Origin of the sequence: Pseudomonas sp. A-RE-19 (genome assembly GCF_019956555.1) — a bacterium.
Classification (GTDB): domain Bacteria; phylum Pseudomonadota; class Gammaproteobacteria; order Pseudomonadales; family Pseudomonadaceae; genus Aquipseudomonas.
Genome location: NZ_JAHBDQ010000020.1, coordinates 71,510 through 97,537, shown reverse-complemented (window position 1 = coordinate 97,537; position 26,028 = coordinate 71,510). Strand labels below are relative to the sequence as shown.

22 protein-coding genes are annotated in these 26,028 nt (G+C 60.0%); 9 read left to right on the top strand and 13 right to left on the bottom strand.

All coding sequences use genetic code 11. The features are described from left to right. Positions 1-1,088: 1,088 nt before the first annotated feature. Genes pepN through KGB14_RS14540 form a run of 6 tightly spaced genes read right to left on the bottom strand, consistent with a single transcriptional unit; the run spans position 1,089 to position 7,606 of the window. On the bottom strand, positions 1,089-3,746 hold the full coding sequence (gene pepN, locus KGB14_RS14565) for an aminopeptidase N (RefSeq protein WP_223487509.1): 2,658 nt from the start codon (positions 3,744-3,746) through the stop codon (positions 1,089-1,091). Between the two features lie 10 nt (positions 3,747-3,756). After that, a complete protein-coding gene (locus KGB14_RS14560) occupies positions 3,757-4,587 on the bottom strand; it encodes a DUF2797 domain-containing protein (RefSeq protein ID WP_223487508.1) in 831 nt (276 codons plus the stop codon). After that, the gene (locus tag KGB14_RS14555) at positions 4,584-4,844 is read right to left on the bottom strand and encodes a YeaC family protein (RefSeq protein WP_223487507.1); all 261 of its coding nucleotides are present in this window, start codon (positions 4,842-4,844) and stop codon (positions 4,584-4,586) included. Before KGB14_RS14555 ends, KGB14_RS14560 begins: the two co-directional genes overlap by 4 nt. Positions 4,845-4,875: 31 nt before the next feature. Then, positions 4,876-5,748, bottom strand: coding sequence for a rhomboid family intramembrane serine protease (locus tag KGB14_RS14550; RefSeq protein WP_223487506.1), 873 nt, complete (start codon positions 5,746-5,748; stop codon positions 4,876-4,878). After that, positions 5,745-6,719 carry a metallophosphoesterase gene (locus KGB14_RS14545; protein WP_223487510.1) on the bottom strand — a complete coding sequence of 325 codons (975 nt, stop codon included), beginning with the start codon at positions 6,717-6,719 and terminating at the stop codon, positions 5,745-5,747. The genes KGB14_RS14550 and KGB14_RS14545 overlap by 4 nt, the downstream gene beginning before the upstream one ends. Next, entirely contained in the window at positions 6,716-7,606 is an 891-nt protein-coding gene (locus KGB14_RS14540) for an NAD(+) kinase (RefSeq protein ID WP_007988608.1), read from the bottom strand. Before KGB14_RS14540 ends, KGB14_RS14545 begins: the two co-directional genes overlap by 4 nt. 122 nt (positions 7,607-7,728) lie before the next feature. Between KGB14_RS14540 and KGB14_RS14535 the strand changes: the two genes are divergently transcribed. Beyond that, positions 7,729-8,679 carry a DUF1853 family protein gene (locus tag KGB14_RS14535; RefSeq protein WP_223487505.1) on the top strand — a complete coding sequence of 317 codons (951 nt, stop codon included), beginning with the start codon at positions 7,729-7,731 and terminating at the stop codon, positions 8,677-8,679. Between the two features lie 107 nt (positions 8,680-8,786). Here the strand turns inward: KGB14_RS14535 and KGB14_RS14530 are convergent, their stop codons facing one another. Continuing rightward, complete coding sequence (locus KGB14_RS14530; RefSeq protein ID WP_223487504.1) at positions 8,787-10,070, bottom strand: arsenic transporter; 1,284 nt, start codon at positions 10,068-10,070, stop codon at positions 8,787-8,789. Positions 10,071-10,331: 261 nt separating this feature from the next. Then, positions 10,332-10,892, bottom strand: coding sequence for an NADPH-dependent FMN reductase (locus tag KGB14_RS14525; protein WP_223487503.1), 561 nt, complete (start codon positions 10,890-10,892; stop codon positions 10,332-10,334). 184 nt (positions 10,893-11,076) lie between these two features. Here KGB14_RS14525 and KGB14_RS14520 point away from each other — a divergent pair, with 184 nt between their 5' ends. Both KGB14_RS14520 and KGB14_RS14515 read left to right on the top strand, forming a co-directional pair. Continuing rightward, positions 11,077-11,313, top strand: coding sequence for a hypothetical protein (locus KGB14_RS14520; protein ID WP_223487502.1), 237 nt, complete (start codon positions 11,077-11,079; stop codon positions 11,311-11,313). 88 nt (positions 11,314-11,401) lie between these two features. Further along, the gene (locus tag KGB14_RS14515; RefSeq protein WP_223487501.1) at positions 11,402-12,295 is read left to right on the top strand and encodes a LysR substrate-binding domain-containing protein; all 894 of its coding nucleotides are present in this window, start codon (positions 11,402-11,404) and stop codon (positions 12,293-12,295) included. Here KGB14_RS14515 and KGB14_RS14510 read toward each other — a convergent pair. The 5 genes from KGB14_RS14510 to KGB14_RS14490 all read right to left on the bottom strand — a co-directional run bounded on the left by KGB14_RS14510 (position 12,261) and on the right by KGB14_RS14490 (position 17,662). Further along, positions 12,261-12,875 (bottom strand): GNAT family N-acetyltransferase, encoded by a 615-nt coding sequence (locus KGB14_RS14510; protein ID WP_223487500.1) that lies wholly within the window; start codon positions 12,873-12,875, stop codon positions 12,261-12,263. The genes KGB14_RS14515 and KGB14_RS14510 overlap by 35 nt on opposite strands. A 14-nt stretch (positions 12,876-12,889) precedes the next feature. Further along, complete coding sequence (locus KGB14_RS14505; protein ID WP_223487499.1) at positions 12,890-15,145, bottom strand: Orn/Lys/Arg decarboxylase N-terminal domain-containing protein; 2,256 nt, start codon at positions 15,143-15,145, stop codon at positions 12,890-12,892. Positions 15,146-15,391: 246 nt separating this feature from the next. Then, positions 15,392-16,150 (bottom strand): DNA polymerase III subunit epsilon, encoded by a 759-nt coding sequence (gene dnaQ / locus KGB14_RS14500; RefSeq protein ID WP_223487498.1) that lies wholly within the window; start codon positions 16,148-16,150, stop codon positions 15,392-15,394. A gap of 209 nt (positions 16,151-16,359) precedes the next feature. Then, positions 16,360-16,812, bottom strand: coding sequence for a ribonuclease HI (gene rnhA, locus KGB14_RS14495; RefSeq protein WP_003180633.1), 453 nt, complete (start codon positions 16,810-16,812; stop codon positions 16,360-16,362). Positions 16,813-16,903: 91 nt separating this feature from the next. Further along, positions 16,904-17,662 (bottom strand): methyltransferase domain-containing protein, encoded by a 759-nt coding sequence (locus KGB14_RS14490; RefSeq protein WP_223487497.1) that lies wholly within the window; start codon positions 17,660-17,662, stop codon positions 16,904-16,906. Positions 17,663-17,727: 65 nt separating this feature from the next. On the opposite strand from KGB14_RS14490, the gene gloB reads away from it, so the two are divergent. The 6 genes from gloB (at position 17,728) to KGB14_RS14460 (ending at position 26,028) form a co-directional block, all read left to right on the top strand. Further along, positions 17,728-18,495 carry a hydroxyacylglutathione hydrolase gene (gloB, locus tag KGB14_RS14485; protein ID WP_223487496.1) on the top strand — a complete coding sequence of 256 codons (768 nt, stop codon included), beginning with the start codon at positions 17,728-17,730 and terminating at the stop codon, positions 18,493-18,495. 99 nt (positions 18,496-18,594) lie between these two features. Next, entirely contained in the window at positions 18,595-20,040 is a 1,446-nt protein-coding gene (locus KGB14_RS14480; RefSeq protein WP_223487495.1) for a transglycosylase SLT domain-containing protein, read from the top strand. 218 nt (positions 20,041-20,258) lie between these two features. Continuing rightward, positions 20,259-22,091, top strand: a complete 1,833-nt coding sequence (locus KGB14_RS14475; RefSeq protein ID WP_223487494.1) for an extracellular solute-binding protein — start codon at positions 20,259-20,261, stop codon at positions 22,089-22,091. Further along, positions 22,088-23,929 carry an extracellular solute-binding protein gene (locus KGB14_RS14470; RefSeq protein ID WP_223487493.1) on the top strand — a complete coding sequence of 614 codons (1,842 nt, stop codon included), beginning with the start codon at positions 22,088-22,090 and terminating at the stop codon, positions 23,927-23,929. Before KGB14_RS14475 ends, KGB14_RS14470 begins: the two co-directional genes overlap by 4 nt. Before the next feature lie 4 nt (positions 23,930-23,933). Next, a complete protein-coding gene (locus KGB14_RS14465) occupies positions 23,934-25,007 on the top strand; it encodes a microcin C ABC transporter permease YejB (protein ID WP_223487492.1) in 1,074 nt (357 codons plus the stop codon). A 1-nt stretch (position 25,008) separates the two neighbouring features. Beyond that, on the top strand, positions 25,009-26,028 hold the full coding sequence (locus tag KGB14_RS14460) for an ABC transporter permease (protein ID WP_008074378.1): 1,020 nt from the start codon (positions 25,009-25,011) through the stop codon (positions 26,026-26,028).

Below are 26,028 nucleotides of genomic sequence, written 5' to 3'. Positions count from 1 at the left end.
GGGTTTGGGGTTTGGGGTACATATCCGTTTCTGCGGTCACGGCGGCTATTGGTTCCGCTCTTACAGCGGGTTACTTGGAAAAGCGCCAAGTAACCAAGCGCTTTTGCCCCTGACGTTCGGTGGCTCGCTTAGGCTCGCCATGCCCTCGCTCCGGTCCTGCTCCGTGGGCCCGCCGCGATCGGCCATCCATGGCCGTGCGCGGCTAACCCGGCATCCATGCCGGGTTGCCCACTACGCAGAACCTCCACTCGGCCTCTCGAGGGGGCGGTGCGTCAACATCAAAAGCTGCAGGCGAGCTAACGCTCGGCCTGTTGAGTGGTGAAAAGCAAGGCGGATGTGCTCTGATTTTGGATGTGCTCTGATTTTTTGTGGGAGCTGGCTTGCCTGCGATGGCGGCCTGTCAACCGACCAATCTTCCCCCGGATGTACCCAGTCCAACTGTGGGAGCGAGCCTGCTCGCGAAGCTGTTGATCTTGCGGTTGCTGTTGCTTTGGCTTTTGATCTTGATCTTGATCTGTCTGCCCCTTTCCCAGAGGCCGAACGCAGGTATTGCGCAGGGGGCACCGCGGCAAGGATGCCGCGGTAGCCGCCCCCGGCCATGGATGGCCGATGGCGGCGGGCCCCCGGAGCAATGCCGGAGTGAGGGCATGCCGAGCCTAAGCGAGGCACCGAATGGTGGGGCAAGACCTTTTGGTTACTTTTGGGGCGTTTGCCAAAAGTGACCCGCTGTAAGAGCGGAACCATAAGTGGCCGTTACCGCAGGAATGGATATGTACTCAGCCAACAAAAAACAGGTCGGCTATCAGGCCGCCATCGCAGGCAAGCCAGCTCCCACAATTTTGATCGGTGTACATCTGCGAGAGACAGGTCGTCCGTCAGGTCGCCTTCGCAGGCAAGCCAGCTCCCACAATTTTGATCGGTGTACATGCAAGAGACAGGTCGTCCATCAGGCCGCCTTCGCGAGCAAGCCAGCTCCCACAAATTGATCGGTGTACATCTGCAAGAGACAGGTCGTCCATCAGGCCGCCTTCGCGGGCAAGCCTCGCTCCTACAGGGTCCGTGTGAACCCTGAAGGAGCAAGGCCAAACTCAGGCCAGGCTTTTGCTGACCACTTCAAACACATCGCTGGACAGTTGCCCCGAAGCGCGAATCCGCTCCAGTTCGCCCTTCATCAACGCCTGACGAGCGCTGTCGTATTTGCGCCAGCGAGTCAGTGGCGCCAATTGGCGAGAGGCGATCTGCGGATTGAAGCCGTTAAGTTCAATCACCAGATCCGCCAGGAAGCGATACCCGGAACCGTCAGCCGCATGGAAGTTGATCAGGTTCTGCCCGGCAAACGCGCCGACCAGTGCGCGCACCTTGTTCGGGTTCTTGATCGTGAACGCCGGGTGTTGCATCAAGGCTTTGACCCGTGCCAGACCACCCGGCAACGTGCTGCCGGCCTGAACGCTGAACCACTGATCCATGACCAGCGGATTGTCCTTGAAGTGCTCGGCGAAGCTCGCCAACGCCGTGGCTTTCTGTTCTTCGAATGGCGAATTCACCAGTACCGCCAATGCAGTCAGGCGTTCGGTCATGTTGTCGCACGCCTCGAACTGCTCAAGGGTTGACGCCAAGACTTGCGGCTTGCCGCTGAGCATCAGGTATGACAACGCGATGTTTTGCAGCGCGCGGCGGGCAAAATGCTCTGCCTCGGCCACATACGGAGTCTTTTTCGACAGATCGCGATTAGCTTCATAACGCTGCCACAGCGGTTCGAACAGATTGTCCGCCAGCTGCTTGCGAGCAAATTCGCGAGCGGTATGGATGGCCTCGACATCAGCCACTTCGCTGATTTCGGTCAGATAGGCTTCGCTCGGCAGCGAAAGCATTTCCGCAACCATCGCCTGATCCAAAGTCTCGTCGGACAGCACGGTACGCAGCGCTGTAACCAGACGCTGATCCAGTACCAACGCTTCCCCCTTCTGCTGCTGGACAATCAGCTCTTGCAACACCTGCACCGACAATTGCTGACCGGCATCCCAACGATTGAAACCGTCGCTGTCGTGCTGCATCAGGAACATCAGCTGATCGCGGTCGTACGGGAAGCTCAGCTTCACCGGCGCCGAGAAGCCACGCAACAACGACGGCAGTGGTTTTTCAGCCATGTCGACGAAGGTGAAGGTCTGCTCGGCTTCAGTCACCGAGATAACCCGCGAAGTGCCCTGAGCGCTGGCTTCGCCGGACAGACGCAATGCAATCGCCGCGCCTTTCGAATCAAGAAGCCCCAGCTCCACCGGAATCACGAACGGCAGCTTCTCAACCTTGTCCGGGGTTTCCGGGCAGCTCTGGCGGAAGGTCAGGCTGTAGGTTTTTGCCGCGGCGTCGTAGGACTCGCTCACCGCCAAACGCGGTGTGCCGGCCTGGCTGTACCAGCGTTTGAACTGAGTCAGGTCAACGCCGTTGGCGTCTTCCATGGCCTTGATGAAGTCGTCGCAGGTCACGGCCTGGCCGTCGTGGCGTTCGAAGTACAGGTCACTGCCTTTGCGGAAACCGTCAGCGCCGAGCAAGGTGTGGATCATGCCGACCACTTCCGAGCCCTTTTCGTACACGGTCAGGGTGTAGAAGTTGGAAATCTCGATGAAGCTGTCCGGGCGCACGGCGTGGGCCATGGGGCCGGCATCTTCGGCGAACTGGTGGGTACGCAGGTAAGCAACGTCCTGGATGCGTTTGACCGTGGCCGAGTTCATGTCGGCGGAGAACTCCGAGTCCCGGAACACGGTGAAGCCTTCCTTGAGCGACAACTGGAACCAGTCGCGGCAGGTCACGCGGTTGCCCGACCAGTTATGGAAGTATTCGTGGGCAACGATCGCTTCCACCCGTTGGTGCGCGGCGTCGGTAGCGGTTTCGGCGCGGGCCAGTACGGCGCTCGAGTTGAAGATGTTGAGGCCCTTGTTCTCCATGGCGCCCATGTTGAAGTCGTTGACCGCCACGATCATGAAGATGTCCAGGTCGTACTCGCGACCGTAAACCTCTTCATCCCAGCGCATGGACTTCTTCAGGCTGTTCATGGCGTGCTGGCACTTGTCGATGTTTTCTGGCTCGACGTAAATGCGCAGCGCCACGGAGCGTTCGGTCATGGTGGTGAAGGTGTCTTCGACGCACCACAGGTCACCGGCCACCAGCGCGAACAGGTAGGCAGGTTTCTTGAACGGGTCTTCCCAGGTCGCCCAGTGGCGGCCATCTTCGCCGGGACCCGAGGCAATCGGGTTGCCGTTGGACAGCAGCACCGGATAGCTGTGTTGTTCGGCGACCACCGTGGTGGTGAAGGTGCTCATCACGTCCGGGCGGTCGAGATAATAGGTGATCTTGCGGAAACCTTCGGCTTCACACTGGGTGCAGAACATGGTGCCGGATTTGTACAGGCCTTCCAGTGCCGTGTTGGTTTCCGGGTGGATCCGGACGCTGGTGTCGACCGTGAAGCTTGTGCTGGTCGGATGCAGGGTCAGGTGGTTCTCGGTCAGTTGATAGTCGGCGGCGCTCAGCTCGCGGTCGGCCAATGTCACCGACAGCAGGTCGAGTTGCTGGCCGTCCAGTACCAGCGGCGGCAGGCCCGGGCCACGTTCGGGATTGCGGCGCATCACCAGTTGCGCATGGACCAGGCTGTGGTCCTCGAACAACTCGAAGGTCAGGTGTGTCTCGTCGATCAGGTACTCAGGCGCCTGATAGTCCTTCAGGTAGATCATCTTCGGTTGTTCGGTGCGCATGCTGGAATCCTTACTGATGCACGGCGAGCTGGTAGGCCGTGTATTTACGAATATTGATCACGCCGGTGTCGAAAATCAGGTATTGGCCCTTGATCCCCAGCAGCGTGCCTTCGGCAATCGGGTTCTTGTCCAGGTTGAAGCTGACAATCTTGGCCGGATATTGCTCGACCGGATAGCGGATCTCGAGCGGCTCGACATCGGTAATGGTCTGGATTGCTTGCAGGCCAAATCGTTCCTGCAAACCTTGCAAACCTTGCGCACAACTTTCAAACAGCTGATCGCGAACCTGCGCCAGGTCGACCGACACCGCATCGCCCTTGAGTAAAGCACGCCAATTGGTCTTGTCGGCGACCTGGCTGCGGAACAGGTCTTCGACGAAGCCCGACTGCTGACGGGTCGAGACGCGCATGATCGGCAAGGCCTGGCTGGCGCCCTGATCGAGCCAGCGGGTGGGCAATTGTGTGGCGCGGGTGATGCCGACCTTGATCCCTGACGAATTGGCCAGATACACCACGTGATCGGTCATGCAGAATTTTTCGCCCCACTCAGGCTCTCGGCAAGTGCCTGCGTCGTAGTGGCAACGCTCCGGGCTCATGATGCAGATGTCGCACTGCGCCAGTTTGGTCATGCACGGGTAGCAGTAACCCTGGCTGAAACTGGTTTTGGTCTTGCGCCCGCAATGGGTGCAGTGGATCGCACCCAGGTATTCCAGACGCACCGTGGTGCCGATCAACGGATTGACCGGTACCTCGGCGTCGTCCAGACGAAAAGCGTACTGAACGTTCGACCCGTCAAGGCGCGCCGACATTTTGCTGATTGCACCGCGGCCAATCTCGATCAATGGATGGCATCCGATTTGAACAGAATATTCGGCACTTCAATCGACTTCGACTGGCATTCCTGCGGGCCCATGTAGCCGGTGCGCTCTTCCTCGGGCAGGTTCTGGATTTCCCAGGCGATCATCGCTTGCAGGGACAATTCGCGTTGCTCGGCGGTGAGTTTGCCACCGTCGGACCATTTGCCGATTTCCACCGCCAGTTTCAGGCTCTGGTAGATATCCGGGGTGATGTTTTCGATCATTTCGTTAAAAGAGGACATCAAGGGCTCCGCGCTCTTTAATTCACATAGCTTATTTGGAAGTCAGTTTACGGCGGTTGTACAAACCGCCCAACAGACCGGTGAAGCATCCGATGAGTAACCCGCTGACGTGGGCCGCGTTGGCAATCTGGCCGAAACCGATCATCGACACCAGCCCGGACAGGCACAGCAGCAACCACACCAGCATCATCACCAACACCCCACGGGGCAGGCGATACGCCGGGTTCGGCGACAGGACCTGGAAGATCCAGCAATGCCCGAGCAGGCCGTACAGCACGCCGGACAACCCGCCAAACAGGCTCGGGCCGCTGAAAAGGTATTGGGTATAGTTGGACACCAGGCTGAACAGCAATGTCAGGCCGATCAGGTTGATGCTGCCCTGACGCGACTCGATGCGCCGTCCCAGTTCCCAGTACCACATGCCGTTCATGGCCAGGTGCAAGATGCCGAAGTGGATCAGCATCGGCGTCACCAGACGCCACCACTGCCCCGCCGCCAGGCTGTCGGCCAGGGGTGTGAAATGGATGTACTCGCCGACCACGCGAAAATCGAGGAAGGTCAGCCAGCGCATCATCTCGAGATTTTCGCCCAGCAGCGTCACCATGCTGACGATCAGGCTCAGCAACAGCACACACGCCGTGGCCTGGCTATGGCGCAACTGCTCGACGAAGCCCGGACGCTGCGACGTCTGCGCCATCGGGATGTCCAGTTGCTGATCGGGGTCGCCGGCGGGAAAGCGTTCATACAACGAACGCACGTCTTCGCTGATGTTGGCCGGCACCCACAGCACTTGCTCGCCCGCCTCTTCGCTGACCCGATGGGGCACTTGCATGCGCTGCAACAGTTTGACGAACCCGCTCAAATCCACCGCCAGAGGCAAACGCAATACCGCCACCGCCGTCATCGCAACACCTCCGGCCGCTCGACATCGACCCAGACGAACTTATGTGGATCGAGACGGGTTTCCTGATCCAGACGATAAGCGACCAGTTTGCCGTAGAGCACCGCGCTGTAATCCAGGCACGCCAGGTTCGGGCGGATTGGCGCCGGTTTGCCGCTGCGCCAGTAGTGGCCGACGAACAACAGCGGCTCATCGACGCCGTAGCGCAGCAAGTTGTCTTTTTCAATGGACGACAACGGCGTGCGGGCCACCGGCTCAGGCAAGGCGTCGGGCTGGAACACGATGTCTCCGTAGGTTTGCGGGTCGTCTTCCCAGAATTTGGTGCGGAAAAACGAACGCGTCAGGCCGTCGCCACTGGTCATGGTCAACCCATGGGGCAAACGCATGTCGGTGCCGCGCAACAGGCGATCGAACACGGTGCAGGCAAAACTGCCCGGCACCGCGGAGGCCTGGAGGAAGTGCTCATCGATGCAGCCATCGGGGAACAATCCGCGCAACGGCTCGATCAGGCCGGCATCCCAGCAGGCATGCACGACGCGAAAGCGTCCGGCATCGACGAACAATGGCAGTTCATAGAACCATTGCAGGAAGTCATGCCAATCTTCGGGATGATCTTCGAACTGGGTCAGGGTTTCCTGGAGCAGGCGGGCATGGCGCGGCGTATGTTCACGCACGAACTGCTTGCCGCTGCCCGGCAACGCCGGGGTGCTCCAGCCGAGCGCGTTGAATTCATGGTTGCCCATGATGCACAGCGCCTGACCGGCCTCGACCATGTCGTGGACGATGTGCAGCGCCTCGCGAATCCGCGGGCCACGGTCGATGATGTCGCCGACGAATACCGCCATGCGCGACGGATGCCGCCAGACACCCGCCTGTTTGTGGTAACCGAGCCGGTCGAGCAAGTGCTCAAGGGTCAAAGCGCAACCGTGCACGTCACCGATCAGGTCGTAGCTACGCGCGGGATCGAGCATCAGTCGCCTCCACCACCTAACTTGCTGCCCCAGCCAAGCTTGGTCCGGCAGACTTCATAGTAGTTGTGGTCGAGCGGATGAATCAGCCGCAGCTTCTGCGCTTTCTTGCTGACAGTGATGGTGTCACCGGGCGCACAAGTGAAGTGATTCTGCCCGTCACAGGAGACTTGCGGGTAAATCTGCATATCTTTGGACACGACGATTTTCAGCTCACTATTGCCATCGACCACAATCGGCCTACCTGACAAGGTATGGGGGTACATCGGCACAATCACAATAGCGTCGAGCTTGGGATGCATGATCGGGCCGCCCGCTGACAAGGCGTAGGCGGTTGAACCGGTCGGTGTGGCAACGATCAGGCCGTCGGCCTTCTGACTGCAGACAAACTGACCGTCGATGTACAACTCGAACTCGATCATCCGCGTCGATTTGCCGGGATGCAGCACCACATCGTTCAGTGCATCGCCCTGGCCGATGGCTTCGGCGTGGCGCCGAACTTCGGCTTGCAGCAGGAAGCGGTTTTCCACCAGATAGTGGCCGTCGAGCACTTCGGCGACTTTCACTTCCAGCTCATCGGGACGAATATCGGTCAGGAATCCCAGGCTGCCACGGTTGATACCGAGCACTGGAATATTGTGTCGGGCCAGCGCCCGTGCGGCGCCCAGCAGGCTGCCGTCACCACCGACCACAATCACCATGTCACACACTTCACCGAGCATCTTGCGCGACGAGGTTTGCAGGCCATGGCCGGGCAGGACTTCGGCGATGGTGTCTTCGAGGATCACGTGCAGGTGACGATCGAGCAGAAACCGTTTCAGTCGGCGGACGGTATCCAGCACCTGAGAACTGCCCAGGCGACCGATGATGCCGATATTACGAAATTGCTCCATGGGGCTCCTATCAGGACGCGGGGCCTGCGACGGCGAAAAACACGATTATGGGCGAAAGCGCGGCGTAGACAAAACCCTTTCAGCTACAACGGTGTGCTCGCGTTTCAGGCTATGCTCGCAACATGATCCTATTTCCAGACTTGCTCCAGTTACCCCATCAGTTGCGCCACCCTGAAGTGCGCGACCTGGCCTGGGTCATCCTCGCGCCGCCGATGCTCAGCGTCACCCCGTGGCCGCAGCGTCATCCGCTGGCCGGCAGCGATTGGGTGCAGGCGCCGGAGCGCCTGGAACACTGGCTCAGGCAACTGGATCGTGACAGTTACGACTTGCTGCACTGGCTGGCCCAGGCCAGGACCCGGCGCCTGGGTTTGTACTACGAACGGCTGTGGCAGTACGCCGTGCGGCACGCGCCGGGCATCGAGCTGATTGCCGCCAACCTGCCGATCCGCCGTGAAGGCCACACCCTGGGCGAGCTGGACATGCTGCTGCGTGATCGCGATGGCGTGCATCACCTGGAACTGGCGATCAAGCTCTATCTTGGGCCGCAGAACGGTGACGGCCATGACGCCGCGCAGTGGCTCGGGCCAGGTTGTCATGATCGGCTGGACCGCAAACTGAAGCACCTGAGCCAGCATCAATTGCCGATTTCCGCGCGGGCGGAAAGTCGTGCAGCGCTGGCGTCGCTGGATATCCAGCAGTTCAGTGCGCATCTGTGGCTGGGCGGCTATCTGCTCTATCCGTGGCCGGGTCAGTGCGAACCACCGAGCGGCGCGCACCCTCGGCATTTGCGCGGCAGCTGGCTGCACCAGAAGGACTGGGCGGATTTTGTCGTGCAGCGGCCATACGGTCGCTGGCAACCCCTGCCCCGCCATGCCTGGCTCGCGCCGGCACACTATCCCGAAGAGCAGACCTGGAGCGTTGAGCAGCTGAAGGCATGGCTGAGTGATCTGGACCCGCTGGCGCCAGCGCAATTGATGGTGCGGCTGACAGAGAATGCCAAAGGGGATTGGGAAGAAGCCGAACGGCTGTTTCTGGTGTCCGATCTTTGGCCGAATGTGCCGGGCAGTGGTTGAGTTTTGTAACGTCTGGACTGGCCTCTTCGCGGGCAAGCCTCGCTCCTACAGGTCATGCGACACAAAACCGCAGGAGCGAGGCTTGCCCGCGAATGGGCCGACACGGTCTAGATGGATAACCGCAACGCCAAAGCCGCCAACGTCACCAACAACACCGGCACCGTCAACACAATCCCGACCTTGAAGTAATACCCCCAGCCAATCCGGATATTCTTGCGTTGCAGCACATGCAGCCACAGCAAGGTCGCCAGACTGCCAATCGGGGTAATTTTCGGCCCCAGGTCGCTACCGATGACATTGGCGTAGATCATCGCCTCTTTCACCACACCGGTCGCCTGACTGGCATCGATCGAAAGCAAACCGATCAACACCGTCGGCAGATTGTTCATCATCGACGACAGCAACGCCGTCAGTACCCCCGTGCCCATGGCCGCGCCCCATAAGCCGTAACGGGCAAAGCCATCCAGCCAACCGGCCAGATACCCGGTGAGCCCGGCGTTGCGCAGGCCATACACCACCAGGTACATCCCCAGGGAAAAAACCACGATCTGCCACGGCGCTTCTTTCATCACCTTGCGCGTGGAGATCTTGTGGCCACGGGCAGCGATGGCCAGCAGCAAGGCGGCGCACACCGCAGAAATCGCGCTGATCGGAATGCCCAGCGGCTCAAGGGCAAAACAACCCACCAGCAGAATCGCCAGCACCACCCAACCGGCATAAAACGTCGCGTTATCGTGAATCGCAGTGGCGGGGTCTGCCAATTGCTCAGGATCGTATTCGCGGGGGATGTCGCGACGGAAGAACGCCATCAACATCGCCAGGGTCGCCGCCACGCTCACCAGATTGACCGGGACCATCACCGCGGCGTAGCGGTTGAAGCTGATGCCGAAGAAGTCTGCGGAAACGATGTTCACCAGGTTCGACACCACCAGCGGCAGGCTTGCGGTGTCGGCGATGAAACCGGCGCCCATCACGAACGCCAGGGTCGCCGCCGGGGAAAAACGTAACGCCAGCAACATGGAAATCACGATCGGCGTCAGTATCAGCGCCGCGCCGTCATTGGCAAACAACGCCGACACCAGTGCACCGAGCAGCACCATATAAGCGAAAAGTTTGCGCCCGCGGCCCCGCCCCCAACGGGCCACATGCAACGCGGCCCAGGCAAAGAACCCCGCCTCATCCAGCAGCAGGCTGATGATAATCAGCGCAACAAAGGTGCCAGTGGCATTCCAGATGATCTGCCATACCAGCGGGATATCGCTCAGGTGTACCACCCCGAAGAGCAGCGCCAACACCGCGCCAAATACCGCACTCCAGCCAACGCCCAGGCCTTTGGGTTGCCAGATCACCAAGGTGATGGTCAGCAGGAAAATCAGCGACGCTATGAACATGGAGACCTGGATCCAACTCGAGGAAAAACGAAGCGTGGAATATATGGATTTTCGAATATGTAGTAAAGCGAAGACCTGTCGCGGGAGAGGCTTGCCCCAACGCCAGTCAGTCAAAGTGCAGAACCTGTGGGAGTGAGCCTGCTCACGATAGTGGCGGATCAGCCAACATCGATGCTGGATGTACCACCGCTATCGCGAGCAGGCTCACTCCCACAGGGGTTGTGGTTTACCACACGGATTATTCAATGCAGGGTAAAGAACTCATTGCTTTTTATGTTGCTCAACCCACAGCGCATACGCATCGATGAACTTCTGCAAGAACGGCTTGACCGACTCTGACAACTTGCCCGCCTCATCGAACGCTGAACCGGCGCCGCCCAGATAGGCTTCCGGCTGCTGCATGCACGGCACATTGAGAAACACCATGGACTGGCGAATATTGTGGTTGGCCCCAAATCCGCCGACCGCACCGGGTGAAACGCTGATCACCGCACCCGGCTTGCCGTTCCAGGCGCTCTTGCCATAGGGACGCGAACCCACGTCGATCGCATTCTTCAACGGCGCCGGCACCGAACGGTTGTATTCGGGGGTCACGAACAGCACCGCGTCGGATGAGCTCACTTGTTGTCGGAAAGTGCTGTAGGCTGCCGGCGGTGAATCGCCATCGATGTCTTCGTTGTAGAGCGGCAAATCACCGATTTCGACGATATTCAGTTTCAGATGGGCAGGCGCCAGCTCGGCCAGCGCCAGTGCGACCTTGCGGTTGATTGACGCTTTTCTCAGGCTGCCGACCAGAACGGCGATCGTATAGACGTTGCTCATGGAAGATTCTCGACTGTCCGATGGAAAGAGCCTCTAGTTATAGATGATCAAATGACGATTCAACCAGCGGGCGACGGAAAATCACCGCCCCTGACTATTTTTTTCCTGTAGGAAAACTTACCTCGCCCAACCACGGTCTACAGCACCGCAAATTGAGTGATTTATCTCCAGAGGTTCTAAGCAGATGGCAGCAGTACTCGTCGGTCAGTTCCATGCAAGAGACGCGGAAGGCCGTGTTTATTCCGTGCATGAGTTCCAGGAATCCACCCCATCGCACGACGGCCTCGCCGGCCCTGCGTCGGTCACCACCTATAAGCTGGCCATTGGCGACCGGGTCAATAAACTCGACGACAACGAATTTGTGCTGGTGCAATCGGGCGTCACCCTCACTCGCGAACCTGTAACGAACGTTGCCTCATAACCCGCTGTTATGAGCAGAAGTCATATGCTCGCACTTGAGTTAGGATTCAGTGACTGACTCCCTCACCTGCTGAACATGGACTTCACGCATGCGTTTACGTCATATCGAAGTGATCCAGGCGCTCCTGCAGACCGGTCACCTGGGCACCGCCGCCGAATGGCTGCAGCTGCCGGTGACCGAGGTTGAACGCACACTGCGTGATGCCGAGGATCAGTTGGGCTTCATGCTGTTTGCCAGCGTGCGTGGCCGTCTGCAAGCCACGCGCGAGGCGCGGGAGTTGCAAGTCGAGATCGCCCACGTCTACGAAGCCCTTGAGCCGGTCCAGCGACTGGCCAGCAGCCTCAAGCAATATTTGGCCCCGCCCCTGCGAATTATCTGTACGCCGCCTCTGGCGCAACAACTGTTGCCGCAGAGCATCGCGGCCCTGCGCCGACGCCTCCCCGACGCACCTTGCACCCTATTGAGCCAACCGACCCGCGAGATTGTCAGAAGCCTGCTGCTGCGTGAAAGCGATCTGGGCCTGAGCCTGCATGACCCGGAACACGCCGACATCCATTGCCAGGTCATCGCTCAGGGCAAGCTCCAGCTGCTGGCGCCCCATGGCTGGCTGCAACCGAAGCAGAAGTACATCTCGCTGCAAGACCTGGCCGGCCAGTCGATGGTCGGCCTGGAAGGTCACGACCCGCTCAGCCCGGCGCTGGACAACAAACTGCACGCGCTACGCCCTGCCCCGGTCATCCAGACCCGGGTCCAGACTCATCAGATGATGCGCAGCATGGTCGAGGCCGGTGAAGGCCTGGCGGTCGTCGATCCGTTTACCGCCCTCGGCGCCAGATCGGCAGGGCTCGATGTCTGTCCGCTGGCGCCCGCCGTCCCGATCAGCCTCTATGCCTTGAGCCTGAAGAACCACGAGCCCTCTCCGGCCGTTCAGGCCTTACTGGACATCATCACGGAACAAGCCGTGGCGATGCTGGCGAGCTGAGCGGGTTTTCCAGCGGATTATCGAACAACCGATACCAGAACAACGCCACCTCGGCGGTGTTCGGGTCGATACCGCGATAGCGTAGATGATCGATCCCGCCGACGGTGTAGCCGCAACGCTCATAAAGCCGGCAGGCACCCAGGTTGTTGTTCTGGGTTTCCAGCATGATGCCCGTCAGTTTCTTCTTGCGACTCCAGAACTGCGCCACGTCCAGCAATGCCTTGGCTACGCCATGACGGCGGGCCGGCGCATGCACCGCCAACTCATCGATATGAGCGAAACCGTTCCAATTGGTGCTGACCACCAGGTGACCCACTGGCTCGTCGTCCAGATAGGCCATGAAAATCGCGCTGTCGGCGGCATCGCGAAAACTGCTGAACTCCTCGGGATCGATGCCATAGCACTTGCGATACGGAGTAATCGGCGTCACCGGCCACTGCGCCACCGGCTTGCCGATTTGCGCGGCGCCATAGGCGGCGACTTCAAAACTGAAATCACTGCCCCAGATATAGGCCGCAAAACCCTCATCGGCGACACGCACCGAGAGGCCTGGGTACTTGGGATTCATGACGGGTTGCATACTCGCAAAGGTCCTCATTCCTTGATGCAATCGACGGTGTAGTGCCGTCCATTGCCCTCGTCTTCATGTTGCAAGCCATGCACATCGGCGACAAACCCGGGGAAGCTACTGTCGAACGTACGGGCAAACGCCAGGTAATCGATGATCGAGCGGGTCGACTCGGTAAAACGCTCGCCGGGCATGATCAACGGGATCCCCGGCGGGTATGGCACCAGCATCACCGCCGCGATCCGCCCGTCCAGAGCATCGATCGATACGGCCTCCACTTCCCCGCGTACCAATTGATCATAGGCGTGCGCCGGCTTCATCGCGACTTCCGGCAGTACCGTGTACATGCGTTTGAGGTGTTTGGCGGTGGCATTGGTGCGATAACAGGCGTGCAGTTGATCACACAGATCACGCAGGCCCATGCCCTGATAACGCGCCACATTTTCCTGCGCCACGCACGGCAGGCAAGTGGCGAGACTGATGTTGGCGTCGTAACTGCGCTTGAACTCCAGCAACTCGGTCAGCAACGTACTCCATTTGCCCTTGGTGATGCCCATCGAGAACAGCACCAGGAACGAATACAGCCCGGTCTTTTCCACCACCAGCCCGCGTTCCCAGAGGAATTTGCTGACCACCGCCGCCGGAATCCCCCGCGCACTCAGAGCGCCGCCCGCCGTCAACCCCGGCATCACCAGCGTGACCTTGATCGGGTCGAGCAGCACATAGTCGTCGGTTACGCCACCAAAGCCGTGCCAATCGGCGTCGGGTTGCAGCAGCCAGTCTTCGGTGATCACCTGTTCGATGCCTTCCACCGAGGGCGGCTGCCAGATGGAAAACCACCAGTCATCAGCGGCGATGTGCTGACGCAAATTGGCCAGGGCCCGACGAAAACTCAGGGCTTCGTCGAACATTTCCTGCAACAGCGAACGCCCGGCCGGCCCTTCCATCATCGCCGAGGCCACGTCCAGCGAAGCGATGATGCTGTACTGCGGCGAAGTCGAGATGTGCATCATGAACGCTTCGTTGAAGCGGTCGCGATCGAGTTGCCGGGCACCACCATCCTGAACGTGAATCATCGACGCCTGACTGAACGCCGCCAGCAGTTTGTGCGTGGAGTGCGTCGTGAACACCAGCGGGCTGTCTTCGCTGCGGGAGGTGCCCATGCCGTAACGGCCGGCGAAAAACTCGTGAAACGCCGCGTAGGCGTACCAGGCCTCGTCGAAATGCAGCACCTCGACGCTGTTGCCCAGGCTCTGCTTGATCAGTTCGGCGTTGTAACACAGACCGTCGTAAGTCGAGTTGGTCACCACCGCCAACTTGACTTTGGGCTCGCGGCCCTGGGTCAGCGGGCTGGCGTCGATTTTGGCCTGAATCGATTCGCGACTGAATTCGCTCAACGGAATCGGGCCGATGATCCCCAGCTCATTACGCTCCGGGCACAGGTACAGCGGGATCGCGCCGGTCATGATGATCGAGTGCAGCACCGACTTGTGACAGTTGCGATCCACCAGCACCAGATCATCGCGGGCAACCATGGAGTGCCAGACGATCTTGTTGGCGGTCGAGGTGCCATTGATCACGAAAAAGGTGTGATCGGCGCCGAAGTTGCGGGCGGCTCTCGCTTCCGCCTCGGCCAGCGGGCCCGTGTGATCGAGCAGCGAACCGAGTTCCGGCACTGACACCGACAAATCCGAACGCAGCGTGTTTTCCCCGAAAAACTGGTGAAACGCTTGCCCTACCGGGCTCTTGTGATACGCCACGCCGCCGCCATGCCCTGGGGTGTGCCAGGAATAATTGGAGTCGGCGGTGTGTTGCACCAGCGCCTTGAAAAACGGCGGCAACAGACCGTCCAGGTATTTGCGCGCCGCGCGAGCGACCTGACGGGCGAGGAAGGGCACGGTGTCTTCGAACAAATAAAGAATGCCGCGCAGCTGATTGAGCTCGGCCATGGCATCGGCCGGGGTGTTTTCCAGGGTGACCTGCTCGCCTAGGGCGAAGATTGGCAGGTCCGGCGCCCGAACCCGTGCCAGGCGGATCAGTTCGGCCATGTTATGTAGAAGATGAGCATTCGTGCTGGCGTCTTCGGCGGCAATCAACATGCAGGAGAGGCCGTGATGAGTCGAGGCGACCAGACGCCCTTCGCTGTAATCGACCGCCGACACGATACTGAAGCCTTCCTGCTCCAGCTCCCGGGCGATGCCACGCACACGATCACCGGCAACAGTGTCGGTCTTGATGTCACGGTGGACGATCAGGACCGGAAATTTCAAATCTTTATACATGAGGCTCGGCGTCCTGGGACGGCAGACCATGGCCTGCCAATAACCTCAGGGTAGAGGGTTGGAGCGCATGTGGCGAGCTCGATGCCCTGAAGTGAGGCGTTGAGTGCATGCCGGTGGTGCGTTTATGAAGATCAAAAGATCGCAGCCTGCGGCAGCTCCTACAGGATCGGGGCCCACCGTTGATTGATGGTCGACACGGTTGGCGTAGGCGCTGCCGAAGGCTCGGGCCGCGTTCGGACGATCTTTTCAGGCCTGAGCCTTGGCCTCGGCCAATTGCTGCCACAGCGACGGAGCGCCGGCGGATTTGGCGATGGCTTCAAGGCGCGCAATGTGCTGGGCCAGGTCATCCTCACTGGCGCGGATGATCCGGGTTGGCTGGCGATCGGCCGGCAGACGACGGATTTCCGTGGCGGAGTTGTCCGCGCCCTCGCCGGAACCATTGCCATCAGACGCATTGCCAGCCAGCGACAGGCTGGTCTGGCCGCCAGTCATGGTCAGGTAAACGTCGGCGAGAATCTCGGAGTCGAGCAAGGCGCCGTGCAGTTCACGGCCGGAGTTGTCGACGCCATAGCGTTTGCACAAGGCATCGAGGCTGTTGCGCTGCCCCGGGTGACGTTCCCGGGCCATCATCAGGGTGTCGAGGATCGAGCAGTGTTGCGTGATGTCCGCGCGATCGTGGTGGCCCATCAGGGCGAATTCGTTGTTGATGAAGCCAACGTCGAACGCCGCGTTATGGATGATCAGCTGCGCGCCCTTGATGAACTCGAAAAACTCATCAGCCACTTCGGTGAAGCGCGGCTTGCCCACCAGGAATTCGTTAGTGATGCCGTGGACGCCGATGGCGCCTTCGTCACTCTCGCGATCCGGTTGCAGGTAAACGTGGAAATGCCGGCCGGTCAGGCGCCGACCGATCAACTCGACACAACCGATTTCGATAATCCGGTGGCCGTCGGTCACCGGCATGCCGGTGGTTTCGGTATCGAGTACAACAGATCTGGTGGCCATCAGTGATCAGCTCTCAACGGGTCAATCGTGCAAAAGCGGCGATGTTAACACGCTCGCCGGGGTCTTTCAGATACACCGTGTGGCACCCATCGCGAGCAGGCTCGCTCCCACATTGAATTCGGGGGTTCACAGCATTTGTGCTCAACGAAGATCAAATGTGGGGGCGAGCCTGCTCGCGATTGGCCACGACGCGGTGCATCAGCAGTGAATCAAGCCTGCTTGTACCCACGCACTTCATCAACACCGCGATTGGCCAGTTGGTCGGCGCGTTCATTGCCGTGATGGCCGATGTGCCCGCGCACCCATTTCCAGGTGACGTTGTGGCGGTTGACCTGCTCATCGAGCAGTTTCCACAGGTCGGCGTTTTTCACCGGTTCCTTCGCCGCGGTTTTCCAACCTCGCTTCTTCCAGTTGGCCATCCACTCGTTGATGCCTTTCATCACGTACTGGGAGTCGGTCACCAACAGCACGTCGCAGGAGCGTTTGAGTTCTTCCAGGCCCCGGATCGCGCCCATCAACTCCATACGGTTGTTGGTGGTGTTGGCTTCGCCGCCCCAGAGTTCTTTTTCAACGCCCTTGCACACCAGCAATGCACCCCAGCCACCCGGGCCAGGGTTGCCTTTACAGGCGCCATCGGTGAAGAGTTCTACGCTATCGCTCATGCCAATCTATCCAGAAAATGCGGTGGCTCGCCGATCGGTGACCGACGATGCCCGAGGCCGGGGCAAACCCGACCGGGAATATTCAACGTTATTACGGTTCGAGATGACGACGGTTGACCTTGGCCATCGGCAACGGAATCAGCTTGCCCATTGGTTCGCGCCGTTCCTGACGCAACGGCCGCAGGCCCACCACAATCTTGCGTGCGACCAACAAATAGAAGCCGCCACCCGACAATTGCCAGTCACCGGCCTTGCGTTCCCAGCCAGCCAGACGAGCCTGCCAGGCGGGCGACGCAAGCGGCGGACGATAGCACCCGAAGCGGCGTTTCTCCAGCGCGAAGCCCAGCAGGTTCAGCCAGTCGCCGACTCGCGACGGCGAAATGCAGCGAGCCTTGCTCAAGGCATCATGGGCAAATACGTGGCGCAATCCCCAACTGCTCCAGGGATTGATCCCGATAATCAGCAGATGCCCGCCGGGGCGCACGCTGCTCGCCGCCTCGCGTAGCAAACCGTGGGGCGACAGGCAGAAATCCAGCCCGTGCTGCAACACCACCACATCGGCGGCGTGCTCGCTCAATGGCCAGGCCTGCTCTTCACAGACGATCTCCACCCCTGGCAATGGCGCGCCGAGCCGCACATTGCGCTGAACCTGCGGCGCCGCCGGCGGCGTCTGAGCCGAAGGACCGTAATGCACCAGATAACCGCCGAAGAAGCGCCCCAACTCGTCTTCGAGCATGCGTCGTTCTTCGTCCAGCAGAAATTGCCCAATGGGGCCGGACAGCCATTCACGGGCCGCGCTGATCAATGCCAGCCAGTCAGGATCAGCCTGAGCGAACGCTTTATCGGTCATTGCATTCTCCAACGCGCCAGGAAGTTCTAAGATGCGCCAATGTTTTCCGCTTGGCGAATCCGACGATGATACAGATCAGTGCCCTGCCCGCCTTCACCGACAACTACATCTGGTTGTTACAAGACCACAGCACCCAGCGCTGCGCCGTGGTCGATCCGGGCGATGCCGCGCCAGTACAGGCCTGGCTCGCGGCGCATCCGGGTTGGGTGTTAAGCGATATTCTGATCACTCATCACCACCATGACCATGTCGGCGGCGTCGAGCAGCTGAAAAAAGCGACAAACGCGACGGTCTATGGCCCGGCCAGTGAAACCATTCCGGCGCGGGATAGGGCTCTCAAGGACAATGACCGTATTAACGTGCTCGGCTGGGACTTCGACATCATCGAAGTCCCCGGCCATACCCTGGGGCACATCGCCTTCTATCACCAGGGCCATTTGTTTTGCGGCGACACCCTGTTCGCCGCTGGTTGCGGACGGCTATTCGAAGGCACGCCCGAACAAATGCATCACTCGCTGAGCCGCCTCGCGGCGCTGCCCGAAGACACGCGGGTCTATTGCACCCACGAATACACCCTGAGCAATCTGAAGTTTGCCACTGCGGTCGAACCGGGCAACCCGGACACCGCCGAACGCCTGGCCAAAGTCACTCGGCAACGCGAAGCCGGAATCATCACATTGCCTTCAACGCTGGCACTGGAAAAGCTCACAAACCCGTTTTTGCGTACTGGCGAAACATCCGTTAAAGAAAAAGTGGACGAACGGAACGGAACCGATAACCGGGCTCCGAGTGCGGTTTTTGCTGCTCTACGGGCTTGGAAAGATACGTTCTAAGCAGTCCCCCCGATGGTACAAAAATTCTGAATGGTTGACCGCAGGGGGTACGCTTTCTAGAATCGCTCGACATTTTTGCCCGGAACTTACTTCCAGCCAATGTCGTCACCTATTCGTAAAGCCATCAATTCAGACGCATTGACCCGCTTGGCTCAAGCCATCGCGGTGGCTGTGTCCGCCACTTTGGCGGGTTGTTCAAGCCATGCGCCGCAGACCGACGCGACGCACACTCCGAATATCGCCGCTCGAGCCAAGCAAAAACCCATCTGGCTCAGCGAAAAACCGACACCGCAAATTCCGCAGGACATCTGGGAGCGCATGCGCCAGGGCTTCCAGTTGCAAGACGGGCTGGGCGTCAACCCGCGCATCGAGCAACAGCGCCTGTGGTTCGCCAGTAATCCGTCCTTCCTCGAAAACGCCGGCGAACGCGGCAGCCTCTACATTCACTACATCGTCGAACGCCTTGAAGAACGCAACATGCCGCTGGAACTGGCGCTGTTGCCAGTGATTGAGAGCGCCTACAACCCGATGGCCTATTCCCGGGCCGACGCGGTGGGTCTTTGGCAATTCATTCCGTCCACCGGGCGTTACTTCAACCTGCGTCAGACCCGTTTCTATGATGGCCGTCGCGATATCACCGCCTCGACCACCGCGGCCATGGATTACCTGACCCGCCTGCATGACATGTTCAACGGTGACTGGCTGCTGGCGCTGGCGGCCTACAACGCCGGCGAAGGTACGGTCAGCCGGGCCATCGAGCGTAACGAGAAGCTCGGTCTGCCGACTGACTACTGGAACCTGCCGCTGCCAGCGGAAACCCAGGCCTATGTGCCGAAGCTGCTGGCCCTGTCGCAAGTGGTCCTGTCGCCCGAAGCCTATGGCGTGAACCTCAACCCGATCGCCAACGAACCGTATTTCCAGGTCGTCGAAATCAACCAGCGCATGGACCTGTCCAAGGTTGCCGCAGTGGCCAACATCGACGAAGACGAACTGTTCCAGCTCAACCCGGCCTTCAAGCAGCGCACCACCATCGACGGCCCCCAGCATCTGCTGGTGCCGACGTCCAAGGCGCAACTGCTGACCGCCAGCCTGTCGACCATGCGCCCTGAAGAGCTGATCAGTCAGCGACCGCTCAAGCCGGTGTTCGAAGGGGCAGACGACAGCGAAATCGCCAGCATCAAGCGCGCTTACCGGGTCAAGCGCGGCGACAACCTGGCCACTATCGCCAAGGCCAACAAGGTCGACATCAAGGACCTGCAACGCTGGAACAAGCTGAACGGCAAGAACCTCAAGGTCGGCCAGACCCTGGTGATGCAGGACACCGCCAAGCGCGGCTCCGGGCGTGTCAACACCGTGGTGGCAGCCAATTCCAAGAAGCAGCAGGCTACCCAGCAGCCCACCCAATACAAAGTCAAGCAAGGCGACTCGCTGTACATGGTTGCCAAGCGCTTCAACGTTGAGATGCAACACCTCAAGCGCTGGAACCCTCGGGTTGGCCAGGCGCTGAAGCCGGGTCAGATGCTGACGGTTGCTTCGCCGAATTGAAATTGATGTAAAGCCGAAAAGATCGCAGCCTTCGACAGCTCCTACAGATAATGCGTACATCCAATCATCGCGGGTGTACATGATCGGTGTAGAAGCTGCCTCAGGCTGCGATCTTTTTTATGCCGCGACATCGCTTTCAGGCCCCGTCTTTTTCCTGTCGATACAAGCTGTTACTGTACGGGCCACAAAGCCCAAGCCGCCTGGATCGGATCTCTGACTTGAAGCGTCCCCTCCTCCTGCTCCTGATCAGCCTGGCCTTGAGCTCCCCCGCAAGCGCGACGATCAGCGAAAGCCATGGTTATGCGCAGTTCGGCACGCTCAAGTACCCGGCCAGATTTACCCACTTCGACTGGGTCAACCCGCAAGCGCCCAAGGGCGGTACGTTGCGGGTGATGGCGTTTGGCACCTTCGATACGCTCAACCCTTACACATTCAAAGGCACAAGCCCGGTTTCCACCGCCAACTTCCTGCAGTACGGCATCAACGAGCTGAACGAAACGCTGATGGTCGGCACCGGCGAGTACGCGCCGTCCGGCGATGAGCCCACCTCCAGTTATGGCCTGATCGCCCAATCGGTGGAATACAGCGAGGACCGCAGCTGGGTGGTGTTCAACCTGCGCCCTGAAGCACGCTTCCACGATGGCACGCCGATCACCGCTTATGACGTAGCGTTCTCTTACCGTTTGCTGCTCAAGGAAGGTCACCCGCAGTACCGCACCAACCTTCAGGAAGTGTCGCGGGTCGATATTCTCAACCCACGGCGCATCCGTTTCGTCTTCAAACGCGCCGGCAATCCGCTGCTGATCCTGCGCCTGGGCGAGTTGCCGGTGCTGCCCCAGCATTACTGGGAAGGTCGCGATTTCAAAGCCACCACCTTCGAGCCGCCATTGGGCAGCGGACCGTATCGCATTACCTCGGTAACGCCCGGGCGGCAGATCGTCTTCGAGCGGGTCAAGGATTACTGGGGCAAGGACCTGCCAGTCAATCGCGGCAAATACAACTTTGATCGCATGGAAGTCGAGTTCTACCGTGACAGCGACGTGGCCTTCGAAGCGTTCAAGGCCGGCGAGTTCGACATCTACATCGAGCATCAGGCGAAGAACTGGGACAACGGTTACAACTTCCCAGCCGTGCGCCGTGGCGATGTGATCAAGGCGCAGATCCCGCACCAGATCCCGACGCAGAGCCAGGGTCTGTTCATGAACACCCGACGGCCAACTTTCGCTGAGGCCAAGGTCCGCGAAGCGCTGGGGCTGATGTTCGACTTCGAGTGGACCAACCGCACGCTGTTCAGCGGCGCCTACCAACGCGCCATGAGCTACTACCCCAACAGCGAGTTCTCCGCCACCGGGCTGCCTGTCGGTCATGAATGGCTGCTGCTCAAGCCCTATCGCGATCAGTTGCCCGCCAAGCTGCTCACCGAGCCGTTCAGCCTGCCGCAGACCGAAGGCCGCGGCATTCCCCGGGAAACCTTGCGCAAGGCCTTGAGCCTGCTCGCCGAGGCCGGCTGGAAGCCCAACGGTCAGCGGCTACAAAACACCATCGGTCAACCGTTGCGTTTCGAGATCCTGCTGGTCAATCCGAACCTGGAACGCATCCTTCAGCCTTACGTCGAGAACCTCGCCAGCATCGGCATCGACGCACGGCTGCGCACGGTCGATCGCGCCCAGTACAAACAGCGCCTCGATCAGTTCGATTTCGACATGATCCTGATGACCCTCAACCAGACCCTCAGCCCGGGCCTGGAGCAATGGCAGTACTTTCACTCCAGCCAGGTCGGGATCAAGGGCAGTAAAAACTATGCAGGTATCGCCAACCCGGTGGTCGACTATTTACTCGAACAACTGCTCGCCGCCCAGACCCGCGATGCACAAGTGGCCGCCGGCAGGGCGCTGGATCGGGTGCTGTTGTGGCAGCACTACATCATTCCCAACTGGTACCTCAATTATCACCGCCTGGCCTACCGCAACCGGTTCGCCTTCGTCACGACGCCGCCCTACACCCTGGGCCTGAGCGCGTGGTGGCTGAAATCTTCGGAGAAAGATCGATGAAACCCGTACGCGCCCTGCTCTTGCAGGCCAGCGGTCTGTTGTTCGCCGGGCTGGCCTGCGCCGCCCCGCAACATGCCCTGACCCTGTACAACGAGCCGCCGAAATACCCGGCCGATTTCAAACACTTCGATTACGTGAATCCCGACGCGCCCAAGGGCGGAATCTTCCGTGAGGCCGGATTCGGCGGCTTCGACAGCCTCAACCCATTCATCAACAAAGGCGTACCGGCCGACGACATCAACATGATCTACGACACCCTGACCAAACAGGGTCTCGATGAGCCGTTCACTCAATATGGCTTGATCGCCGGCAAAATCGAAAAAGCCCCGGACAACAGCTGGGTGCGCTTCTACCTGCGTCCAGAAGCACGCTTCCATGACGGCCATCCGGTGCGTGCCGAAGACGTGGTATTCAGCTTCCAGACCCTGATCAAGGACGGCGCCCCGCTCTATCGCGGCTATTACAGCGACGTGGAAGAGGTGATCGCCGAAGACCCGCTCAAAGTCCTGTTCAAGTTCAAGCACAACAACAACCGCGAACTGCCGCTGATCCTCGGCCAATTGCCAGTACTGCCCAAGCATTGGTGGGCGACCCGCGACTTCAACAAAGGCAACCTGGAGTTGCCGCTGGGCAGCGGCCCGTACAAAGTCAGTGAAGTGAAGGCCGGACGTTCGGTGCGCTATGAGCGGGTCAAGGATTACTGGGGCAAGGACCTGCCGGTCAATCGTGGCTTCTACAATTTCGACGTGATGACCACCGACTACTACCGCGACAACACCGTCGCGCTGGAAGCGCTCAAGGCCGGCCAGTTCGATTACTGGCTGGAAATGGCCGCAAAAAACTGGGCCAATGCCTACAACATCCCGGCGGTGACCGAGGGTCGGTTGATCAAGGAACAGATCCCGAATGGCAACCCTACCGGCATGCAGGGCTTTGTATTCAACCTGCGTCGTCCGGTGTTTCAGGATGTGCGCGTGCGCCACGCGCTGACCCTGTTGCTGGACTTCGAATGGACCAACAAACAACTGTTCAACGGCGCCTACGCGCGCACCCGCAGTTTTTTCGAAAACTCGGAAATGGCCGCCACCGGCCTGCCGGACGCCGATCAACTGGCGATCCTCGACCCGTTCCGCGGCAAGATTCCCGAGCAAGTGTTCAGCGAGGCGTTCCAGAACCCGGTGACCGACGCCAGCGGCATGATCCGCACTCAGCAGCGCCAGGCGTATCAATTACTGCAAGAGGCCGGCTGGCGGATCGTCGACGACAAAATGGTCGACGCCAACGGTAAGCCGGTGACCATCGAATTTCTACTGGCCCAGACCGAGTTCGAGCGGATACTGCTGCCGTTCAAGCGCAACCTCAGTGATCTGGGCATTGATCTGGTGATCCGTCGGGTCGACGTCTCGCAATACATCAACCGCGTGCGCTCCCGGGACTTCGACATGATCGTCGGCAGCTTCCCGCAGTCCAACTCGCCGGGTAACGAACAGCGTGAGTACTGGATGACTGACGCCGCCGACAAACCCGGCAGCCGCAACTCCATGGGTTTGAAAGACCCGGTGGTGGACCAACTGGTCGAGCAACTGATCAACGCCGATTCGCGCCAAAGCCTGGTGGCCCATGCCCGAGCGCTGGACCGGGTGCTGCAATGGGGCTATTACGTGATCCCCAACTGGCACATCAAGACCTGGCGCGTGGCGTACTGGAACCACATCGGCCATCCGAAGGTTTCGCCCAAATATGACATCGGCATCAATACCTGGTGGGTCAAGCCCAACGCGACATTGCCGATAGAAGTCGAAACCAAACTGCAAGCCGACCCTGCGGGCACGGAGTAATCAGATGCTGGCGTATATTTTTCGGCGACTGCTGCTGATCATCCCGACCTTGCTCGGCATTCTGCTGATCAATTTCGTGATCATCCAGGCCGCCCCCGGCGGGCCGGTGGAACAGATGATCGCCAAGCTCGAAGGCTTCGAAGGCGCCACCAGCCGCATTGCCGGCGGCGGTGCCGAGGTGTCGGTGGCCGGTTCCGCCTATCGCGGCGCCCAGGGCCTGGACCCGGCGCTGGTCAAGGAAATCGAGCACATGTACGGCTTCGATAAAACGGCGCCGGAACGTTTATGGATCATGATCAAGAACTACGCCACGCTGGATTTCGGCGACAGTTTCTTCCGCGACGCCAAGGTCATCGACCTGATCAAGGAAAAGATGCCGGTGTCGATCTCCCTCGGGCTGTGGAGCACGCTGATCATGTACCTGGTGTCGATCCCGCTGGGGATCGCCAAGGCGACGCGACACGGCAGCCACTTCGACGTCTGGACCAGTTCGGCGATCATCGTCGGTTACGCGATTCCGGCGTTCCTGTTCGCCATTCTGCTGATCGTGGTGTTCGCCGGCGGCAGCTATTTCGACTGGTTCCCGTTACGGGGCCTGACCTCGAACAACTTCGATGAGCTCAGCACCGGCGGCAAGATCCTCGATTATTTCTGGCACCTGGCACTGCCGGTGACCGCACTGGTGATCGGCAACTTCGCCACCATGACCTTGCTGACCAAGAACAGCTTCCTCGACGAAATCAACAAGCAGTACGTGGTCACCGCCAAGGCCAAGGGCCTGACCCGCCACCGTGTGCTCTACGGCCATGTGTTTCGCAACGCCATGCTGTTGGTGATCGCCGGCTTCCCGTCGGCGTTCATCGGGATCTTTTTCACCGGCTCGTTGCTGGTGGAAGTGATTTTCTCACTCGATGGCATGGGCCTGATGAGTTTCGAAGCGGCGATCAACCGTGACTACCCGGTGGTTTTCGGCACGCTGTTCATCTTCACCCTCATGGGGCTGGTGGTGAAGCTGATCGGCGACCTCACTTACACCTTTGTCGATCCGCGCATCGACTTCGAAAGCCGGGAGCATTGAGATGAACCTGTCCCCTCTCAATCGCCGACGTTTCGAACTGTTCAAGGCCAACAAGCGTGGCTGGTGGTCGCTGTGGCTGTTTCTGATCTTGTTCGGCGCAAGCCTTGGCGCCGAACTGATCGCCAACGACAAACCGCTGGTGGTGCACTACGACAACGCCTGGTACTTCCCGGCCCTCAAGCGCTACCCGGAAACCGCGTTCGGCGGCGAATTCCCGCTGGAAGCCAACTACAAGAGCCCCTACATCCGCGAACTGCTCAAGGCCAAGGACGCCTGGGTCTTGTGGGCGCCGATCCCCTACAGCTACCAGAGCATCAACTACGACCTGAAAGTCCCGGCTCCCGCACCGCCGTCCGCCGATAACCTGCTGGGCACCGATGACCAGGGCCGCGATGTATTGGCCCGGGTGATTTATGGCTTCCGTATTTCGGTGCTGTTCGCTTTGACGCTGACCATTCTCAGCTCGATCATCGGCGTGATCGCCGGGGCGCTGCAGGGCTTTTATGGTGGCTGGGTCGATCTGGCCGGGCAGCGCTTTCTGGAGATCTGGTCCGGGCTGCCAGTGCTGTACTTGCTGATCATCCTCGCCAGCTTCGTGCAGCCGAACTTCTGGTGGCTGCTGGGGATCATGCTGCTGTTCTCGTGGATGAGCCTGGTGGATGTGGTGCGCGCCGAGTTCCTGCGCGGCCGGAACCTGGAATACGTGCGCGCGGCCCGGGCGCTGGGCATGCAGAATGGTGCGATCATGTTTCGCCACATCCTGCCAAACGCGATGGTCTCGACCATGACGTTCATGCCGTTCATTCTGACCGGCGCCATTGGCACCCTGACCGCCCTGGATTTCCTCGGCTTCGGCCTGCCGCCGGGCGCGCCGTCCCTGGGTGAACTGGTGGCCCAGGGCAAATCCAACCTGCAAGCGCCGTGGCTGGGCATGAGTGCGTTTGCGGTGCTGGCATTGATGTTGAGTTTGCTGGTGTTCATCGGCGAGTCCGCTCGCGATGCCTTCGACCCGAGGAAGTGA

Coding starts and splice junctions, on each gene's coding strand:
- pepN (WP_223487509.1), bottom strand. CDS start 3,746: ATGCGCACCGAACAACCGAAGATGATCTACCTGAAGGACTATCAGGCG.
- KGB14_RS14555 (WP_223487507.1), bottom strand. CDS start 4,844: ATGTCCTCTTTTAACGAAATGATCGAAAACATCACCCCGGATATCTAC.
- KGB14_RS14550 (WP_223487506.1), bottom strand. CDS start 5,748: ATGACGGCGGTGGCGGTATTGCGTTTGCCTCTGGCGGTGGATTTGAGC.
- KGB14_RS14540 (WP_007988608.1), bottom strand. CDS start 7,606: ATGGAGCAATTTCGTAATATCGGCATCATCGGTCGCCTGGGCAGTTCT.
- KGB14_RS14535 (WP_223487505.1), top strand. CDS start 7,729: ATGATCCTATTTCCAGACTTGCTCCAGTTACCCCATCAGTTGCGCCAC.
- KGB14_RS14530 (WP_223487504.1), bottom strand. CDS start 10,070: ATGTTCATAGCGTCGCTGATTTTCCTGCTGACCATCACCTTGGTGATC.
- KGB14_RS14525 (WP_223487503.1), bottom strand. CDS start 10,892: ATGAGCAACGTCTATACGATCGCCGTTCTGGTCGGCAGCCTGAGAAAA.
- KGB14_RS14520 (WP_223487502.1), top strand. CDS start 11,077: ATGGCAGCAGTACTCGTCGGTCAGTTCCATGCAAGAGACGCGGAAGGC.
- KGB14_RS14515 (WP_223487501.1), top strand. CDS start 11,402: ATGCGTTTACGTCATATCGAAGTGATCCAGGCGCTCCTGCAGACCGGT.
- KGB14_RS14510 (WP_223487500.1), bottom strand. CDS start 12,875: ATGCAACCCGTCATGAATCCCAAGTACCCAGGCCTCTCGGTGCGTGTC.
- KGB14_RS14505 (WP_223487499.1), bottom strand. CDS start 15,145: ATGTATAAAGATTTGAAATTTCCGGTCCTGATCGTCCACCGTGACATC.
- dnaQ (WP_223487498.1), bottom strand. CDS start 16,150: ATGGCCACCAGATCTGTTGTACTCGATACCGAAACCACCGGCATGCCG.
- rnhA (WP_003180633.1), bottom strand. CDS start 16,812: ATGAGCGATAGCGTAGAACTCTTCACCGATGGCGCCTGTAAAGGCAAC.
- KGB14_RS14490 (WP_223487497.1), bottom strand. CDS start 17,662: ATGACCGATAAAGCGTTCGCTCAGGCTGATCCTGACTGGCTGGCATTG.
- gloB (WP_223487496.1), top strand. CDS start 17,728: ATGATACAGATCAGTGCCCTGCCCGCCTTCACCGACAACTACATCTGG.
- KGB14_RS14480 (WP_223487495.1), top strand. CDS start 18,595: ATGTCGTCACCTATTCGTAAAGCCATCAATTCAGACGCATTGACCCGC.
- KGB14_RS14470 (WP_223487493.1), top strand. CDS start 22,088: ATGAAACCCGTACGCGCCCTGCTCTTGCAGGCCAGCGGTCTGTTGTTC.
- KGB14_RS14465 (WP_223487492.1), top strand. CDS start 23,934: ATGCTGGCGTATATTTTTCGGCGACTGCTGCTGATCATCCCGACCTTG.
- KGB14_RS14460 (WP_008074378.1), top strand. CDS start 25,009: ATGAACCTGTCCCCTCTCAATCGCCGACGTTTCGAACTGTTCAAGGCC.